This is a genomic window from Peribacillus sp. Bi96, from assembly GCF_918698115.1.
Taxonomy (GTDB): domain Bacteria; phylum Bacillota; class Bacilli; order Bacillales; family DSM-1321; genus Peribacillus.
Window position 1 is genome coordinate 138,419 of the sequence record NZ_CAKKLV010000009.1, and the last position, 17,316, is coordinate 155,734.

A 17,316-nucleotide genomic window follows, 5' to 3' on the forward strand; every position below is an offset into this window, starting at 1 on the left:
GCCAAGGAGCCAGCCATGAAAAAAAGAGGTAGTTTAACCATAATAGTAGGCGTGATCGTTTTCGGAATCATTGCCACGATTGCAGTAGTGTCTCAATCCACAAAGAAAGAGATGGGCAGTAAAAGGCCATTTCCACAGCATACAGTCTATCAATCAGGAACGATAAAACCAAACAATGTGTCACAAGAGGAAATGGATAAGGCCGTAGCCGGATTTTATGAAACTTGGAAAAATGAATACCTTAAGCAGCCTGCCGATAAAAAAGATGAATATTATATTTTTTATAATGATAAAGGATATGCAGAACCCAAAAACGCAGTGACCGTTTCTGAAGCACATGGTTACGGGATGATGATAACGGCAATCATGGCAGGCAGCAAGGATAAGCAGTATTTCGACGGTCTCTATCGGTTTTATAAAGCGCATGGAAGTATCAATGATCCTTCTTTAATGGCTTGGCAGCAAGTAAAGGATAAATCGGGTAAGATCATAAATACACCAGGTGATGCTGATTCAGCAACTGATGGTGATATGGATATCGCTTTTTCGTTATTATTGGCTGATCGTCAATGGGGAAGTGAAGGGGAAATCGACTATCTTGCCAGAGCAAAAGACATCATGGAGGCGATCATGTCGAATGAAATAAATCGATCGCAATCGATGATTAAACTAGGAGACTGGGCGGAAGATAATGATGATGTATACGGGCAATCAACTCGTGCATCGGACCTTCTTCTCAATCATATGAAGTCATTTGAGGCGGCAACAGGGAATCATGAATGGGAAGATGTAACGGATAAGGCTTATCATATCATTCATTCCATTTATGAGCAGAAAAGCGGTAATACCGGACTTATGCCGGACTTCATTGTCCAATCCAAGGGAGGATACAGGCCGGCACAAGCTGACTTTTTGGAAGGGGAGAATGATGGCAATTATAGCTGGAACAGCAGTAGGACCCCTTGGCGCTATACGATTGATTACTTACTGACTGGTGATGACAGAGCGCTGCCGCAGCTAAAGAAGATGAATGATTGGATTAAAGCGGAAACGGGTGGTAACCCTGAAAATATCCAATCCGGCTATACACTTAGCGGAAAAACTGTAGAAGAAGGAAATAGTACAAGCTTTGTTGCTCCGTTCATGGTGAGTGCCATGGTTGATCCGTCCAATCAGCAATGGATTAACCGATTATGGAATAGGATGATGCAGGAACAAGACGATGATGACTATTTTGCCAATACGATTAAATTACAGACATTGATTGTGGTTTCAGGCAATTGGTGGGCACCATATTCCAATACATGAATGTCCAAGATTTGAAGAATAGGTCACTTACAGCTTACTTTCCCAATATGAATGATATAGAAAAGGCCATAGGATCAGTGGTTTTTTTCATGTTCATAGTGAACACTGAGGTAAAGTTTTATAAGCAAGCTTTAAACATTCAACACATAAACCGGACAAGAGTAAGGTAAATCCAGGAGAAACCGTTTGTACTGTGAAGGAATTAATTATATATTAATCCTTGAGTACATTCATTCATGGATTGAAGTATGATGATGAAAAGAAAAGCTCGGAGGAGACAATCATGAAAAATATTAATACAGAACAAGAATACCGTGAACAAATCAAACAAGAGGGACTGACAGTCGGGATTTTTACAACTACTTGGTGCCCAGACTGCAAACGTTTAGACATGTTCATTGATGAGATCACTCAAGAACATCAAGACAAACAGTGGTTTACGATCGATCGTGACGAGTTCCCTGAGATTTCTGAAGAGCAAACCGTAATGGGGATTCCATCTTTATTAGTCTTCAAAAATGGTGAAAAGATTGCACATCTGCATAGTGCAAATGCAAAAACTCCAGAGGCAGTAAATGAATTTTTAAATGACCTGTAAAATGGCAAAGGTGAACCCCGCATGATGTCATCATGCGGGGTTCACCTTATTTTGAGGTCGCAAATGCCTTTTTAGTAATTTTTTCTAAAAATAACTTGATTTTTAAGATGAAACGGGTTTTAATTATAGATACCAAATATCCATTATGGATATCTAACATCCATATAAGTACTTAAAGAGGTGAAAGGATTTGCAATTAACAAAAGGGGTCGAGCAAGCCATCTGCATCATAGTTATACTCTCTACCCAGGATAAAAATGTCCCGCTGGCGTCTAATGAGATCAGCAGGAGGTTAGAAGTGTCTCCTTCTTATTTGAAAAAAATCATAAGGAAATTGGTCGTGAAGCAAATAATCACTTCCGTTCCTGGTAATAATGGCGGCCTTTCTCTTGCCAAAAGTGTAGATAAGATTAAAAACCTTGAAATTATTGAAGCGATGGAAGGCCCGATTTCGATATTTCCAGATACAGGACTTATAGAAAAAGCGTTTAAAGATGGAGAGTATGCAGAAAAGGGTATGGACGTTCTTCGTCGGATGTTTTCTCAAGCGGATGAACTATTAATGGAGTTCTTTTCCAGCCGAACAGTAGCAGATTTGCTTAAAGAAAGCTTTGGCACCACGGATATTCCAACTCTTAATTGGAATTCGTCGTCATTGAGTGAATTATTGCGTGAAAAGAAAGGTGAAAAAGAGTGAACATGTTAAAACAAGAATGGAAGCTTTTCCTAACAAATCGAAAACTGCTTGGTGTCGCTATTGTTTTGCTGTTTGTACCGATTATTTATGGGGGGCTATTCCTTAGTTCTGCTTGGAACCCATACGGCAATACAGGTAAACTGCCTGTTGCCGTCGTGAATAATGATGTGAAGGCAGAGTATGAGGGTAAGACCTTAACAATCGGTAATGAGCTTGTTGAACAATTAAAGGACAATGATGATTTAGAATGGCATTTCGTAACGGAAAAAGAAGCGAAAAAAGGATTCGATGATGGTACATATTATATGGTCGTTACCATTCCAGAGGACTTTTCTAAAAATGCTTCGACCGTCATGGATAATAAGCCTAGGAAAATGAATTTAACGTATGATGTGAATCCTGGACGCAGTTTCGTTTCTGAAACGGTCGGAAAACAGGCAACGAATAATTTAAAAACGGAAATTGCTGAAAGTGTAACAAAGGAATATGCGGAAGCGATCTTCTCGCAACTGGACGAGATCGGAGAAGGATTTGGTGACGCAGCGGATGGAGCATCGAAACTTGATGATGGCGCTGAAAAACTGCAAGATGGAAACAAAGAAGTGACAGACAATCTGAATAAATTAGCTTCTAGTACATTAACTTTTAAAGATGGAGCGAATAAACTTCAAATTGGCGTTGGCAAGTTTTTGGATGGAGTCAATAAACTTGAACGTGGTGCGACGGAATTGAACAAGGGGATTTCACAATATACTTCCGGTGTCGGACAGTTGCAAACGGGTGTGAACGAACTTGCATCAGGCACAGGGGAATTAACGAATAATAGTGAAGCACTTGTACAAGGTTCTTCCCAACTTTCCACTGGGCTGGCCCAAGTCGTTCCAGGAGCCCAAAATTTAAATACTGGATTGACGGAAGCTCAAACGGGCAGTGCGAATTTAAATGATGGCTTGAATACATTATCAGAAAGTGCAAACCAATTAACGGACCAATCTACAGGAATCCCGAAGCTGGCAGCGGGTCAGCAGAGTTTAAATGAGGGAATCACTAAACTTTCAGAAGGAAGCCAAGCGTTAAATGTCGGACTGAAGAAGATGGATGGTCAATTGCCTACAGACGAACAGCTGAGTCAGCTTACGCAAGGACTTACAAGTATTCAAAGCGGTGTAAATCAATTGCAAAAAGCGGTTCCTGCAGGAAGCAGCACGTCCGGTACTGTATCCAGCATTACTAAAGATCTCGAGAATAGCCAAAGAGCTTTGACGGAACTTCAATCAACGATTGAGAACAATGGACAAAGCACGATCCAGTCCGTTCAAAACACTGAAGCATACAAAAGTATGACAAGTGAACAACAAACAGAATTAATCGGGGCCATTCAAAACGAGCTTCAAATCCAAGCAGGAGCCCAAAAGCAAATTGCATCGTCTCTTGCAGCAAATATATCCGACTTATCAACACAATTGACGGATAAAGTAATGCCAGTATTGAATGGTTTAGGTCAGCTTCCTGAACAGGTGACCAACTTAAATAACGCTGTGAATAAAGTGAATCCTAACACTGTTTCAGCATTAAATGGATATGCAGCATTAAGAAGCGCACTGGAGGATCAATTGATTCCGGGTGCAACCCAATTGAATACCGGGTTGAATGAGGCTGTTATAGGCAGCAATCAATTAACGACGGCAACCCAAAGTTTAAATGAACGAACACCAGAACTAGTGAATGGAATCAATCAGTTAGCACAAGGTGGTTCATCGTTAAATAATGGCTTATCAAAACTAACTGAGGGATCTGGTCAATTGGTTGATGGAGTTTCACAACTTCAAGTAGGCTCCGCCTCTTTAGGAACTGGTTTAGAGAAGTATACATTGGGTGTTGGGCAAGTTGGCGAAGGGGCGAACAAACTTGCCGATGGAGCCAATCAATTGAATGCCAACTCAGCATCCTTGAACAATGGTTCATCAGCACTTGTTAAAGGTACTGAACAATTAGCAAGCAATCTGCCCACTTTAAGCAATGGTGTCATCCAACTTACTGATGGTGCAGGTAAGATCAATGAAGGTTCATCAGCACTTGCCGAAGGTTCAAGTAAATTGGGGGATGGAATCTCGACCCTACAAGATGGAACGGGCGAACTTTCGGAAAAACTAAGTGATGGTGCTGAAGAGATAAGTAAAAATAAAACAACGAATGATAATTACAGCATGATCGCTGAACCAACAAAGGTCAAAGAACAAAAAAGCAGTAAGGTACCTAATTATGGTCATGCTCTAGCTCCTTATGTGCTGTCTCTAGGGTTATTTGTAGGAGCGATTGCCTTCAATATGGGATTTCCGACAGGCATGCCGTCTACAAGACCAACATCAGGAGTGGCATGGTGGTTCAGTAAATTCACGGTCCTATTTATACAAGCGACGCTTTCAGCACTAGTTTTGGATGCGATCATGATTTGGGGAATGGATTTACAGGTCGAGAATATGGGGCAATTCATAGGAGTTTCCATATTGACTTCCCTTACCTTCATGTTCATTGTTACCTTCTTAACCGTAGCTTTTGGAAATCCAGGTCGCCTTTTAGCGATGATTTTCCTTGTATTACAGCTAGGTGCAAGCGGAGGAATGTTCCCTGTGGAGTTGACCAATAACTTCTTCAGTGCGGTTCATCCGTTCATACCAATGACGTATTCTGTCATGGGCTTCCGTCAGGCAATGAGCACGAGCCTTGGAGCGGATGCTTTAACAACAAGTATACTGTTCCTTACTGGATGCATCATCGTATTTAACCTGTTCTTATTGCTAACGATGGTTATACGGAAGCGCAAAGAACAAAATATTGAAATGGATGCATAAAATTATGAGAAAACCCCCGGTTTAAATGCACCGGGGGTTTTTTTATGTTATTTCATTAGGCTTGTCCATCTGTGTATCATTTTCTTTTTCAATGACTTTTAACCCGTCTTCTCCTGGATTTTCAATAACATGTTTAAGGATGGAAAGTTTGTTATCCCAAAATTTTTCGTAAAAAGAAAGCCACTGTTTCAATTCCGTTAAAGGTTCTGGCTGAAGCCGAAAGCGTTTCTCTCTTCCTATCTTCCGGCCACTGACTAATTCAGCTTCAGAAAGAATATGTAGATGCTTGGCAACCGCTGTACGGCTCATGGAAAAGTGAGAAGTGATTTCTGAAATAGGCAATTCCCCTTCTGAAAGCAATTGAAGGACCTTTCTTCGGGTTGGGTCGGCGATAGCCTGAAAAACATCATACTTTTCTGCTGAAGACACTTAGCCCTCAACAACCTTTTTCAGTTTTAAATGAACGATCTGTTCCCAGCCATGTGCCATCCTATCGCGAATCACTGAGCTTTTTTCGTTCGGTTTCGGAAGAATCGTATCCGGCTGCTTCCAACCACCATGAATAAGGGTAAACTCGGTTTTACCATTCAGTTCTTTTAAAATGAACGAAACGACCCAACCGTCCGTATCCCAAGTGAATGAAAGCCGATGAGGAGCATCTATCTCTATTACCTTACAAGGAGATGGGCCAAAGGGTGATTGCACATGGAACTCATGTCCCACTTTCGCTTGAAAATCATTTGGCATGAACCATGAAGCTATCCCCTCTGCAGTGGATACTGTATCCCAAACTTTTTGGATAGGCGCTTCAAGAATAACCGTCTGCTTGACATCTTGTAATGTTGGTTGATTTTCCATACTGATTCTCCTTTATTATTGAAAAATATAAAACCATTTGGTTTCGCATTTATTGATTATATAAAACCTTTTGGTTTCATGTCAATAATTTGTCTCCAGCCATTCTGTTTTATTCATGAAAATCTCCAAAGAGAGGGGGGACGCCAGTCTATGGAATGATTCTTAATTACCCAATTCTTCAATTTGTTTTGCTAAGCTTGTTATATTATCGATGGATTGCATAATCTCTGAATCTTCCAAAGCCTTAGGGTCGAGTTGACCATTTTCAATGTTATTCAGATATAATTCAATCCCATCTGACAGCTGTTGATTTGATTGGACGATTTTTTCATGGATGCCTTCAGCGATTTGAGGTGGTTCGATTGCATTAAATTCTTCAATCTCCGTTTTCATCAGTTGCAGTTCTTTTTCAAGATTTTTTCTTGCCTCGGTATCCGTGACGGCATCTTGGGATAATGCAGGTACTTCATTGGAAAATTCCTTAATGGTACTTACATACTCTGTCGCATTATCGGCATATTCCAATGATGAATTGACTTCTCCCAAAAGCGAGCACCCGCTTAATGTAAGAATGGACAGAAAAGCTATGGTTATTATTTTTTTCATATGTGCCTCCATTGTGATTTTATAGTGATGATCAGATGGGCAAGAATCGTTTTTTATAAATGGCTGCTATGGAATTCAATATGAAGCTTGGGATTTTCTTCGGAAAAAATGACTTCGAATAGAAAAGGTGAAAAGCACTTTTCAGGTCGTGCCATTGATTGCAGGATTTCACTTGTTTGAACCTTGCTACATCAATGATCTTCACCTTTTTTTCGGAGGTGATAAAGATGTTTCTTAAATGGATATCAGAAGGATTCAATCCTTCTTTCCTTGCTAATTGTAAGGCATGGTCAATCTCCTCGATGTTTTCTTTCGTTATCGGGATTCCTAATGTTAAACATTCAAATAGAGTGTAGCCTTCGATGTGATCGATAACCAGATAATTTATTCCCGCATCATATAGAGTTGGATAATAGTCGATGGATTGGACTGTTTTGTATATTTCAGCTTCTACCTTAGCTGTGTGAGTGTGGCCCGGGAAAAATACTTTTAATGCTTTATTGGTGGAATGTATTCGGAAAACATAAGCGCTGCGGCCCTTTCCGATAAGTGATAAAGATTGATCGACATCAAGCAAGATGTTTTTTTTATCATCGGAAATCTTAACGCTTTGAGCTAATTCATTATAGTTTTGCATACTTTTCACCCCTAATTGTTCAATTTTTGATTCAAAAAAAGACGGTATAACCGATTGTTGGTTATACCGTCTTTAAAAAGTAAAAGACCTCACCAAATAATCGGCAAGGTCTTGCAAACAACTAAAATCAGTTGCCAATAAAGCCGAGGATAAAAAATCCTGTATTGACGACTTTATTGTATAGCTACTCCCCTTAACAGAAGGATTCATATAAAAATATATAGTAATTATATAGTTTATGGCCTCAATCCGTCAAATATTAGGATTGGATGGCCTCCTGCTTACCCTACATATATATTCGATACATTTAAAAAAATGTACTTCTTATAAGCAATTAATTGGAGTGCGAAATAATTATTTTGATATATCTTTTATTCGCATTATCCTTCCAAGGGAAATTATCGGTTTTATATATATTTCAAATATTTCTATAATATTACTTAAATGTCTAATAGTTTACCGTTATATTAAAATCCCTGTTGGTCTCACTGTAGATCTAAAGGTTTATGTTATATTTTTAATGAATAAGTAAATATACCCATAATATAACGCTGAATTTAACCGATATTTAAATAAATGTTAAAAATATAATTCTTTAGTAGGGAGAATGAGATGAAAAAACTAATTTTACCAACTTTCTGTTTTGCAGTGTTGTCTACAGTTGCATTCGAAGAAAAAATATCTGCAGCTCCACTCCACGCAGAACAGACCAATTTTGAAACAAGTGTAATGTATGTCAATGTGAATTCAGGTTCACTCAATATGAGAAAAACTGGGGCGGAAAATGCAAGCATCGTCACAAAGCTGACAAAGGGTACGCAGGTAACGGTGTATTCGGAATCAAAAGGTTGGGCGAAAATCAAAGCCAATGGAAAAGATGGTTATGTCAGTATGAAGTATTTATCGGCAAAGAAGCCGGGGACTTTAACGAAAGCTGCAGTATCGGTTAAAACGACTACTAAATATGTGAATGTTATCACGGGTTCACTGAATGTGAGGAAAACAGGGACGGATAATGGCACCATCGTAACAAAGCTGACCAGAGGCACACAGGTGATGGTGTATTCGGAATCAAATGGTTGGGCAAAGATCAAAGCCAATGGAACAGAGGGTTATGTCAATACCAAGTATCTATCGACGAAGAAACCTGGTACGGTAACTAAAGCTGCAGTATCGGTTAAAGCAACGACAAAGTATGTGAATGTTAGCACGGGTTCACTGAATATGAGAAAAACAGAGACGGATAATGCAAGCATAGTTGCGAAGCTGACCAGAGGCACTCAGGTAACGGTGTATTCGGAATCAAAAGGTTGGGCGAAAATCAAAGCTAATGGAAAAGATGGTTATGTCAATACCAAGTATCTATCGACGACAAAGCCTGGTACGGTAACTAAAGCTGCAGCATCAGTTAAAACAACAACGAAATATGTGAATGCAAGCACGCTTAATATGCGAAAAAGCGGGACGGCAAGTGCTAGCATAATTACGAGGCTTTCAAAAGGAACGAAGGTAACGGTATATTCGGAATCAAAAGGTTGGGCGAAGATTAAAGCCAATGGAAAAGAAGGATATGTCAGCACGAAATATCTATCGACAGCAAAGCCAGGATCAGGATCTAATATATCCGCACCTGTAAAGACGACGACCAAATATGTGAATGCAAGTACGCTCAATATGCGGAAAAGCGGGACGGCAAGTGCAAGCATAGTCGCGAGGCTTTCAAAAGGAACGAAGGTAACGGTATATTCGGAGACCAAGGGTTGGGCGAAAATCAAAGCCAACGGAAAAGAAGGATATGTCAGCACCAAATATCTATCGACAGCAAAGCCAGGATCGGGCTCCAATATATCCACACCTGAAAAGACGACAACGAAATTTGTGAATGTAAGTTCCGGCACGCTCAATATGCGAAAAAGCGGGACGGCAAGTGCAAGCATAGTCGCGAAGCTTTCAAAAGGAACGAAGGTAACGGTGTATTCGGAATCCAAAGGTTGGGCGAAGATCAAAGCCAATGGAAAAGACGGACATGTCAGCACCAAATATCTATCGACTACAAAACCAGTAACGGAATCCAAGCCATCCACACCTGAAAAAACGACAACGAAATATGTAAATGTTGATTCTGGAACACTCAATTTGCGAAAAAGCGGGACAGATAGCGCGAGCATAGTCGCGAAGCTGACAAATGGCACGGAGGTAACGGTATATTCGGAATCCCAAGGATGGGCGAAGATCAAAGCAAATGGGAAAGAAGGGTATGTCAGCACGAAATATCTTTCGACAACAAAGCCGGTAACTGAATCAAAACCATCCGTCCCTGAAAAAACGACGACGAAATATGTAAATGTAAGCTCAGGAACGCTCAATATGCGGAATAAACCGTCTGAAGATGCTTCCGTCATTGTGAAATTGGCAAGAGGTATAGAGGTAGAAGTCATCTCGGAATCAAATGGTTGGTCAAAAATTAAAGCGTATGGCGGAGAAGGATACGTCAATACGAAATATCTATCAGCAACAAAGCCTGGTCCTATAACGGAAAGTCCAAATCCGAATCCAGGCGGTGAAGAAACGACGTTAGTAAAATATGTAGATGTGAGTGATGGCTCCAGTTTAAATATGCGCTCATCAGCATCAACGTCCGGTTCAATTATTGCTAAGCTTATAAACAAAACGGCTGTAACGGTGTATTCCGAGTCTAATGGCTGGTCAAGAATAACGGCGAATGGAAAAACGGGTTATGTCAGTTCTAAATATTTATCAGCCAAAGCACCGGAAAGTCCAGGGGGCTCTAATGGATCGATCGTCAGGATCGATAAAGCGTATAATCTGACAATGGACAAGATGGTTGAAATTCAAATGGCTGCAAATGGTCAAACGGATAAAAGGTATAAAACCTACATACGCGAGGATGGCTTAACCTTAATCAATTCAACAACGGGCACCGTTAAAGGAACCGGCTGGCGTGTAAGGGGCGGAGCAGGATCTAATTATTGGGTAGTCGGTGCTGTCAGCAATAATCAATCACTGAATATTAATTCAAAAGTCAAAGGCTCTGACGGGTACTATTGGTATGAAGTGAATTATAACAAGACATGGGTAAATGCTAGTCTAGAAGACATACGGTATAATCTAAATCCTGATAATTTCGTAAATGATCCAGTTCATTCATACCAATTCGTTAAGCTCTCTCAAGTCACCAACATGAATGTTTCTGAAGTGAATGATAGAATCCTTTCCGGTAAAGGAATTTTACAAGGCAAAGCAGCAACCTTCACTTCGGCAGGTGAAAAGTATGGAGTGAATGAAATTTACCTGATCTCTCACGCCCTCCTGGAAACGGGGAATGGTACTTCACCATTAGCAACAGGTGTAAAGGTGAATGGGAAAACGGTCTATAATATGTATGGAGTGGGAGCTTATGACGGAACAGCGTTAAGCAGCGGGGCACAATACGCATATAATGCAGGCTGGTTCACTCCGGAAGCGGCCATCATAGGCGGTGCCGAATTTATCGCCAAAGGATATATCTCTGCTGGACAGGATACGCTGTACAAAATGAGATGGAATCCTACAGCAGCCGAGAAGTATGGATATGCTTCACACCAGTACGCAACGGATATTGGTTGGGCAACAAAGCAAGTGAAACAGATTTATAATTTATATAGTTTATTAGATTCCTATAAATTGACGATAGAAGTTCCTAAGTACAAATAAACAATCAATAAAAAACACATGAGTCTTATCTCATGTGTTTTTTGCCTCTCAAACTATCTTGAAGCTTATGATTTACAGAGTTATCGACGAAAGGTGCAATTATTTCTCCGGAAATGAAATAAATCGATGAAAGGTGTCATTATTTCTCCGGAAGTGGAGATAGATCGACGGAAAGTGTCAGTATATCGCCGGAAATGGAGATATATCTGCGAAAAGTACCAATTTATCTTCGGAAAAGAAGATAGATCGACGAAAAGTGCCAGAATATCTCCGGAAGTGAAGATATATCGACGAAAAGTGTCAGTATATCTCCGAAAATGGAGATATATCAACGAAAGGTGCCAGAATATCGCCGGAAATGGAGATAGATCGACGAAAGGTGTCAGTATATCGCCGGAAATGGAGAAATATCGACGAAGGGTGCCAGAATATCTCCGGAAGTGAAGATAGATGACGAAAAGTGCCAGAATATCTCCAGAAATGGAGATATACCGATGAAAGGTGCCAGAATATCGCCGGAAATGGAGAAATATCGACGAAAGGTGCCAGAATATCGCCGGAAATGGAGATAGATCGGCGAAAAGTGTCAGTATATCGCCGGAAATGGAGAAATATCGACGAAGGGTGCCAGAATATCTCCGGAAGTGAAGATAGATGACGAAAAGTGCCAGAATATCTCCGGAAGTGAAGATAGATCGACGAAAAGTGCCGGTATATCTCCGGAAATGGAGATATACCGATGAAACGTGTCATTATTTCTCCGGAAATGGAGATAGATCGACGAAAGGTGCCAGAATATCGCCGGAAGTGAAGATAGATCGACGAAAGGTGCCAGTATATCGCCGGAAATGAAGATATATCGACGAAAAGTGTCATTTTATCTCCGAAAATGGAGATATATCAACGAAAGGTACAATTATATCTCCGAAATGATAGATCGACTAATTTTCATCTTTATCCTTTGCTATAATATCCTTAACGACATCTTCGATCGTTACTACTCCCAATGCCTTTTCCAAGGCAAGTTCAGCAACTGAAAAGATGGGCTCTATTGCACCCTGTATGTTTCTTCCAACAAGACAAGCTGGATTAGGATTTTCATGTATTCCGAATAACTCTTTGTCGGACAGTACGTTAACAGCTTGATAAACATCAAGCAAAGTAATTTCCGATAATTCCTTGGCTAATGTTGCACCAGCGATGCCTGGCCGAACGTTCACTAAACCTGCAGTCTTAAGCATTCCGGTGATTTTTCTGATTAAGGCAGGGTTGGTGTTTACACTTTTGGCAATAAAATCAGAAGTGTTAACGCCTTCTTTATTTATTTCTAAAAGAGATAATATATGGATTCCTACGGAAAAACGGGTACTGATTGACATCTTTATCTCTCCTTTAAAATCTCTATTCTTATATAGTATAAATTATTTAACATGTAATTCAAGTAGTTACAAGTTAGAAAGATGTGCAAGAATAAATTAATTCATTCCATTATCCTTTAAAAGAAAGGCCGTTTAGTCAGTGGCAAAAATAAAAGGTATGTGTAATTGACAAAACATCATGGTGAAACTTAACATGTAAATGAACCAGTTACAGGTAGGGAAGGAAAGGGGGAAATGAAATCGGCTTTAATGGTTCCTTATAGGTTCCACTACGGCTGTATAAGGAAATTCTAAACAACTACAACAGATATGGAGGTATAAGGTGTCTAATACAAAAAACAAAAAAAATAATAATCAAAAACAATCTTCTGCATTCACGTTTTGGATCATAGGATTAATCGCTGTAATCATTATTGGCTTTATATTTTTGGCAAATAGAAAAGGCGAAGATACAGCTGTTTATGAAATCGATTATAAATCACAGCCTTTTTTGGGAGATAAATCGGCTCCTGTTCAAATTGTTGAATTCGGTGATTATAAATGTCCAGTATGTAAGACATTCGAGGAGCAGTTTTTTCCTTCTATAAAAAGTGAATTGATTGATACTGGAAAAGCGCAATTTTATTTCATGAATTTTTCGTTCATTAACGTCGATTCAACTAGATCTGCTAAATTTGCGGAAAGTGTTTATCAGGAATTAGGAAATGATACTTTTTGGAAATTTCATGAGTTGTTATACAGTAAGCAGCCAGATGACCCGAAATATGAAAAGGAAGATGTATTTACGGACAAGTTTTTAGAAGAAACATTGAAAGAAATCGTCAATGACAGCGATGCAAAAAAGGTCGTTTCTTCTTTTAAAGCCGAAAAATCCGAGGACCAATGGAATAAGGATATGGAGATAGCCGACGAATTGGGCGTATCCGGAACACCTTCCTTATTTGTTAATGGCAAGAAGTTTGAAGGGAATACAATTGATGACTTAGTGAAAATGGTTGATGAAGCAGCGAAGGAGAAATAGTTGATGAACAAGCCACTATTATTTTCTTGGATCCTGTCCATCATGGCCACTGCGGGAAGTCTCTATTTTAGTGAGGTTCTCCATTATGTACCTTGTACCTTTTGTTGGTATCAAAGGATCTTTATGTACCCACTCGTTATTTTATTAGGCCGGGCCTTTTATGAGCAAGACCTGAAAATTTATCGATACATCCTCCCATTATCAATTTTGGGCATGTTGGTGTCAGGGTATCACTATTGTCTGCAAAAAATCCCAGCTTTACAACAATTCGAAATGTGCCAAAGTGGTGTTCCTTGCTCAGGTGAGTATATAAATTGGTTAGGGTTCATCACGATTCCGTTTTTGGCCTTTATTGCTTTTACTCTCATTACTGTATGTATGGGATTGCTAATGAGCAAGAATCGGAAGAACTGATTGGTAATATGATAAGCGCACCATTCCTACATGGAATGGTGCTTTTTTATCGCAGAACAGAAACGCAATATAAGTGGAAATTGGAATATTCTACGAAAATTGCAATATATCAGCGAAAATCGGAATATATCTACGAAAATTGTAATATATCTGCAAAAAATGGCAATTTATCTTCGAATTGCAACACCATCCTCCATACTAAAGAATTGACAAATCGCTAACATGTAATTTATATTATTACATGTAACTAATTTTATTACAATTAATGTTTCGCAAACGATATAGGAGGAATGAAAAATGAAAATAGGTATTATTGGTGCAAGCGGAAAAGCCGGAAATCTAATTTTAAAGGAAGCAATGACTAGGGGACATGAAGTTACGGCCATAGTCAGGGACGAAGCCAAAGTTCAAAATATCGCGGCTTCCGTAGTGGAAAAAGACATATTCTCGCTGAAAGCAGACGATATTAAAGAATTTGATGTGATCGTGAATGCCTTTGGTGCTGCTCCAGGGAAAGAAAATCTGCATGTGGATGCAGGAAAGGTCTTAATTGAGGCCATGAAAGGTGCTCCGCAAACTAAACTGATTGTTGTGGGCGGAGCTGGAAGCCTGTTCGTTGACGAGGCGAAAACGATTCGTGTACTGGATACGCCTGAATTCCCTAAAGAATACTTTGCTACAGCATATAATCAATCTAAAAACCTCGAGGATTTACAAAGTGCCAATGGCATTCAGTGGACCTTCATCAGTCCTTCTGCCTTCTTTGATCCGCAAGGAAATCGAACAGGTGGTTATAAATTGGGTAAAGACAACCTGCTTGTAAACTCGAAAGGCGAAAGTTATGTAAGTTATGCCGATTTTGCCATTGCAGTACTTGATGAAATTGAAAATCCGCAACACATCAATCAACGCTTTACCGTTGTATCCGAAGCTGAATAATTTTTCCATAGCGGGCGTCGATCCTGTCTTACAGAAACAACTTTTCAGTAAGACAGGGGCGATGTCAACCATGCCTAATCCATAGACAGACATTACATTTCCAGATTATTCCTCCATTCAAATTCATCAGGATATCCCCCCGTTGTAATAAAGCAAACTTTTTTATGTTGAAAAGATTGACTGATGTCTATTTATTGCTGATAATATAGCGAAGATAGTCCTATTAACGGCTTTTTTATTTCATGCAATACTGTTAGTTTTTGCTATAATTATTTAGATTTACCAACGGAAACCAGGAAGAAAGAAGGATTATGTGAAAATGGATTGGAAAAGTTCTTATAACTCATGGGTGAATTTCGGTTCCCTTGATGAGGAAATGAAATCATTACTTAACAAGATGCAAAATGATGAAAAAAAGATTGAAGATGCGTTTTATAAGAACTTGGAATTTGGCACAGGTGGTATGCGCGGGGAAATCGGGGCAGGTACGAATCGGATGAATCTTTATACAGTCCGCAAAGCGACATTGGGATTGGCTCATTATCTGCAATCAATCGGTGATGAAGCAAAATGCAGAGGTGTCGCGATTGCCTATGATTCACGTTTTAAATCACCTGAATTTGCCTTGGAAGCAGCCAAGACCTTGGCATCAGAAGGTATTAAGGCTTACCTATTCGATGAGTTAAGGCCAACGCCAGAGTTATCCTTTGCCGTTCGTGAACTGAATGCCTATGCTGGGATTGTTATCACGGCAAGTCATAATCCTCCGGAATATAATGGTTATAAAGTGTACGGACCAGATGGTGCTCAACTTCCTCCGGCAACGGCTGATAAAGTGATTGAATTCGTGGATGCAATTGAAAATGAACTGACCATTTCAGTAAAAGATGAAGAGACATTGAAAGCACAGGGCCTCATTGAAATTGTCGGTGAGGATATCGATGCTGCTTATAATGAAAAATTGCTTACAGTTCCCGAAAACAAAAACTTAAGTGAAGAAGTTGATGTGACAGTAGTGTTCACGCCACTTCATGGCACGGCAAATAAGTCGGTAAGGCGGGCTTTACAAGACCTGGGGTACGACAAGGTTCATGTTGTAAAAGAGCAGGAATTGCCTGATCCCAATTTTTCGACGGTAAAATCCCCTAACCCTGAAGAACATGCCGCATTTGAAATGGCTATGGAATTAGGAAATGAGGTATCGGCGGACTTGTTGATTGCAACCGATCCGGATGCTGATCGTCTCGGTATAGCCGTTAAAAATAATGATGGAGAATATGTGGTGCTTACAGGTAATCAAACAGGGGCACTTATATTGGATTATCTGTTAAAAGAAAAGAAATCAAAAGGCACTTTACCTGAAAATGGCGTTGTTTTAAAAACGATCGTAACGTCTGAAATCGGGCGCAGGATTGCAAAGGAATATGGTTTAGGGACAGTTGATGTATTAACCGGTTTTAAATTTATCGCTGAAAAAATAAACGAATATAAGGTAAGTGGTAAGCACACCTTCTTATTCGGTTATGAAGAAAGCTATGGTTATTTAATCAAGGATTTTGCCCGTGATAAAGATGCAATCCAAGCAGCCGTTCTTGCCGTGGAAGTTTGTGCTTACTATAAAAAACAGGGTATGAACCTTTATGAAGGGTTGCTTAATATCTTTGAAAAGTACGGATATTACCTTGAGGGGCTTCAATCCCTGACTTTAAAGGGGATTGAAGGCGCTGGGCAAATCCAAGGGATCCTGAACCAATTCCGTGAGAATCCTCCAAAGCAAATAGCTGGAAAAGCTGTAACGGTACAGGAAGATTATCAAAGCAGCATGAAGCTAACGGTGGGCACCAATAAGGAGGCAGTCATTGATTTACCTAAATCAAATGTAATTAAGTACTTCCTTGAGGATGGCACTTGGGTTTGCTTACGACCATCTGGCACAGAACCTAAAATCAAATTCTATTTCGGAATCCAAGGTGAAAAGATGGAAGAAGCTGAGCTGAAATTGAAGCAAGTCATGAATGCTTTTATGGAAACAATTAATGGAATAATTAATAGTTCAAAATAAGTCGGTCCTAGGACCTGACAGCTATATGAACAACATAAGGCCTTTTCCTGATAATCATACAGGGAAAGGTCGTTTGCATTTATTTCCATGTAGTAAAAACTGCACGAAACAGGAACAATTACTTGCATTTATGTCTGGCAATCCGGTCAAAGGTATAAAAAAAGGGTGCATGCCTTTTTCGGGGGTTTTTAATTTTGAAGAAATTGGTATATAATAAAGAATGTGAAATTG

At 39.7% G+C, this 17,316-nt stretch carries 15 protein-coding genes; 10 read left to right on the top strand and 5 right to left on the bottom strand.

Annotation, left to right across the window (positions count from 1 at the left end; all coding sequences use genetic code 11):
- Window positions 1–15: 15 nt before the first annotated feature.
- The 4 genes from LQ203_RS13620 to LQ203_RS13635 all read left to right on the top strand — a co-directional run bounded on the left by LQ203_RS13620 (window position 16) and on the right by LQ203_RS13635 (window position 5,455).
- Window positions 16–1,308 (top strand): glycosyl hydrolase family 8, encoded by a 1,293-nt coding sequence (locus LQ203_RS13620; protein WP_230158907.1) that lies wholly within the window; start codon window positions 16–18, stop codon window positions 1,306–1,308.
- A 241-nt stretch (window positions 1,309–1,549) separates the two neighbouring features.
- On the top strand, window positions 1,550–1,906 hold the full coding sequence (locus tag LQ203_RS13625) for a thioredoxin family protein (protein ID WP_290370586.1): 357 nt from the start codon (window positions 1,550–1,552) through the stop codon (window positions 1,904–1,906).
- 190 nt (window positions 1,907–2,096) lie between these two features.
- A complete protein-coding gene (locus LQ203_RS13630; RefSeq protein ID WP_230158910.1) occupies window positions 2,097–2,603 on the top strand; it encodes an Rrf2 family transcriptional regulator in 507 nt (168 codons plus the stop codon).
- A gap of 2 nt (window positions 2,604–2,605) precedes the next feature.
- A complete protein-coding gene (locus tag LQ203_RS13635; RefSeq protein ID WP_230158967.1) occupies window positions 2,606–5,455 on the top strand; it encodes a YhgE/Pip domain-containing protein in 2,850 nt (949 codons plus the stop codon).
- A 42-nt stretch (window positions 5,456–5,497) separates the two neighbouring features.
- Here the strand turns inward: LQ203_RS13635 and LQ203_RS13640 are convergent, their stop codons facing one another.
- From LQ203_RS13640 to LQ203_RS13655, 4 genes are all read right to left on the bottom strand, one after another.
- Window positions 5,498–5,884 carry a metalloregulator ArsR/SmtB family transcription factor gene (locus LQ203_RS13640; protein WP_230158911.1) on the bottom strand — a complete coding sequence of 129 codons (387 nt, stop codon included), beginning with the start codon at window positions 5,882–5,884 and terminating at the stop codon, window positions 5,498–5,500.
- Window positions 5,885–6,313: an SRPBCC domain-containing protein gene (locus LQ203_RS13645; RefSeq protein WP_230158912.1), complete on the bottom strand. Its 429-nt coding sequence runs from the start codon at window positions 6,311–6,313 to the stop codon at window positions 5,885–5,887. It abuts the gene before it with no gap.
- Between the two features lie 162 nt (window positions 6,314–6,475).
- Window positions 6,476–6,919: a DUF6376 family protein gene (locus LQ203_RS13650; RefSeq protein WP_230158913.1), complete on the bottom strand. Its 444-nt coding sequence runs from the start codon at window positions 6,917–6,919 to the stop codon at window positions 6,476–6,478.
- 31 nt (window positions 6,920–6,950) lie between these two features.
- Window positions 6,951–7,556 carry a protein kinase family protein gene (locus LQ203_RS13655; protein WP_230158915.1) on the bottom strand — a complete coding sequence of 202 codons (606 nt, stop codon included), beginning with the start codon at window positions 7,554–7,556 and terminating at the stop codon, window positions 6,951–6,953.
- Between the two features lie 612 nt (window positions 7,557–8,168).
- Here LQ203_RS13655 and LQ203_RS13660 point away from each other — a divergent pair.
- Both LQ203_RS13660 and LQ203_RS13665 read left to right on the top strand, forming a co-directional pair.
- Window positions 8,169–11,270, top strand: a complete 3,102-nt coding sequence (locus tag LQ203_RS13660; protein ID WP_230158916.1) for an SH3 domain-containing protein — start codon at window positions 8,169–8,171, stop codon at window positions 11,268–11,270.
- A 654-nt stretch (window positions 11,271–11,924) separates the two neighbouring features.
- On the top strand, window positions 11,925–12,122 hold the full coding sequence (locus LQ203_RS13665) for a hypothetical protein (RefSeq protein WP_230158917.1): 198 nt from the start codon (window positions 11,925–11,927) through the stop codon (window positions 12,120–12,122).
- An 89-nt stretch (window positions 12,123–12,211) separates the two neighbouring features.
- Here LQ203_RS13665 and LQ203_RS13670 read toward each other — a convergent pair whose 3' ends face one another.
- Complete coding sequence (locus LQ203_RS13670; RefSeq protein WP_230158918.1) at window positions 12,212–12,649, bottom strand: Rrf2 family transcriptional regulator; 438 nt, start codon at window positions 12,647–12,649, stop codon at window positions 12,212–12,214.
- A gap of 322 nt (window positions 12,650–12,971) precedes the next feature.
- Between LQ203_RS13670 and LQ203_RS13675 the strand changes: the two genes are divergently transcribed.
- The 4 genes from LQ203_RS13675 (at window position 12,972) to LQ203_RS13690 (ending at window position 17,085) form a co-directional block, all read left to right on the top strand.
- Window positions 12,972–13,670, top strand: a complete 699-nt coding sequence (locus LQ203_RS13675) for a DsbA family protein (RefSeq protein ID WP_230158919.1) — start codon at window positions 12,972–12,974, stop codon at window positions 13,668–13,670.
- 3 nt (window positions 13,671–13,673) lie between these two features.
- The gene (locus LQ203_RS13680; protein WP_230158920.1) at window positions 13,674–14,084 is read left to right on the top strand and encodes a disulfide oxidoreductase; all 411 of its coding nucleotides are present in this window, start codon (window positions 13,674–13,676) and stop codon (window positions 14,082–14,084) included.
- A 297-nt stretch (window positions 14,085–14,381) separates the two neighbouring features.
- Window positions 14,382–15,023: an NAD(P)-dependent oxidoreductase gene (locus tag LQ203_RS13685; protein ID WP_230158921.1), complete on the top strand. Its 642-nt coding sequence runs from the start codon at window positions 14,382–14,384 to the stop codon at window positions 15,021–15,023.
- 319 nt (window positions 15,024–15,342) lie between these two features.
- Complete coding sequence (locus LQ203_RS13690; RefSeq protein ID WP_230158922.1) at window positions 15,343–17,085, top strand: phospho-sugar mutase; 1,743 nt, start codon at window positions 15,343–15,345, stop codon at window positions 17,083–17,085.
- Window positions 17,086–17,316 lie beyond the last annotated feature (231 nt).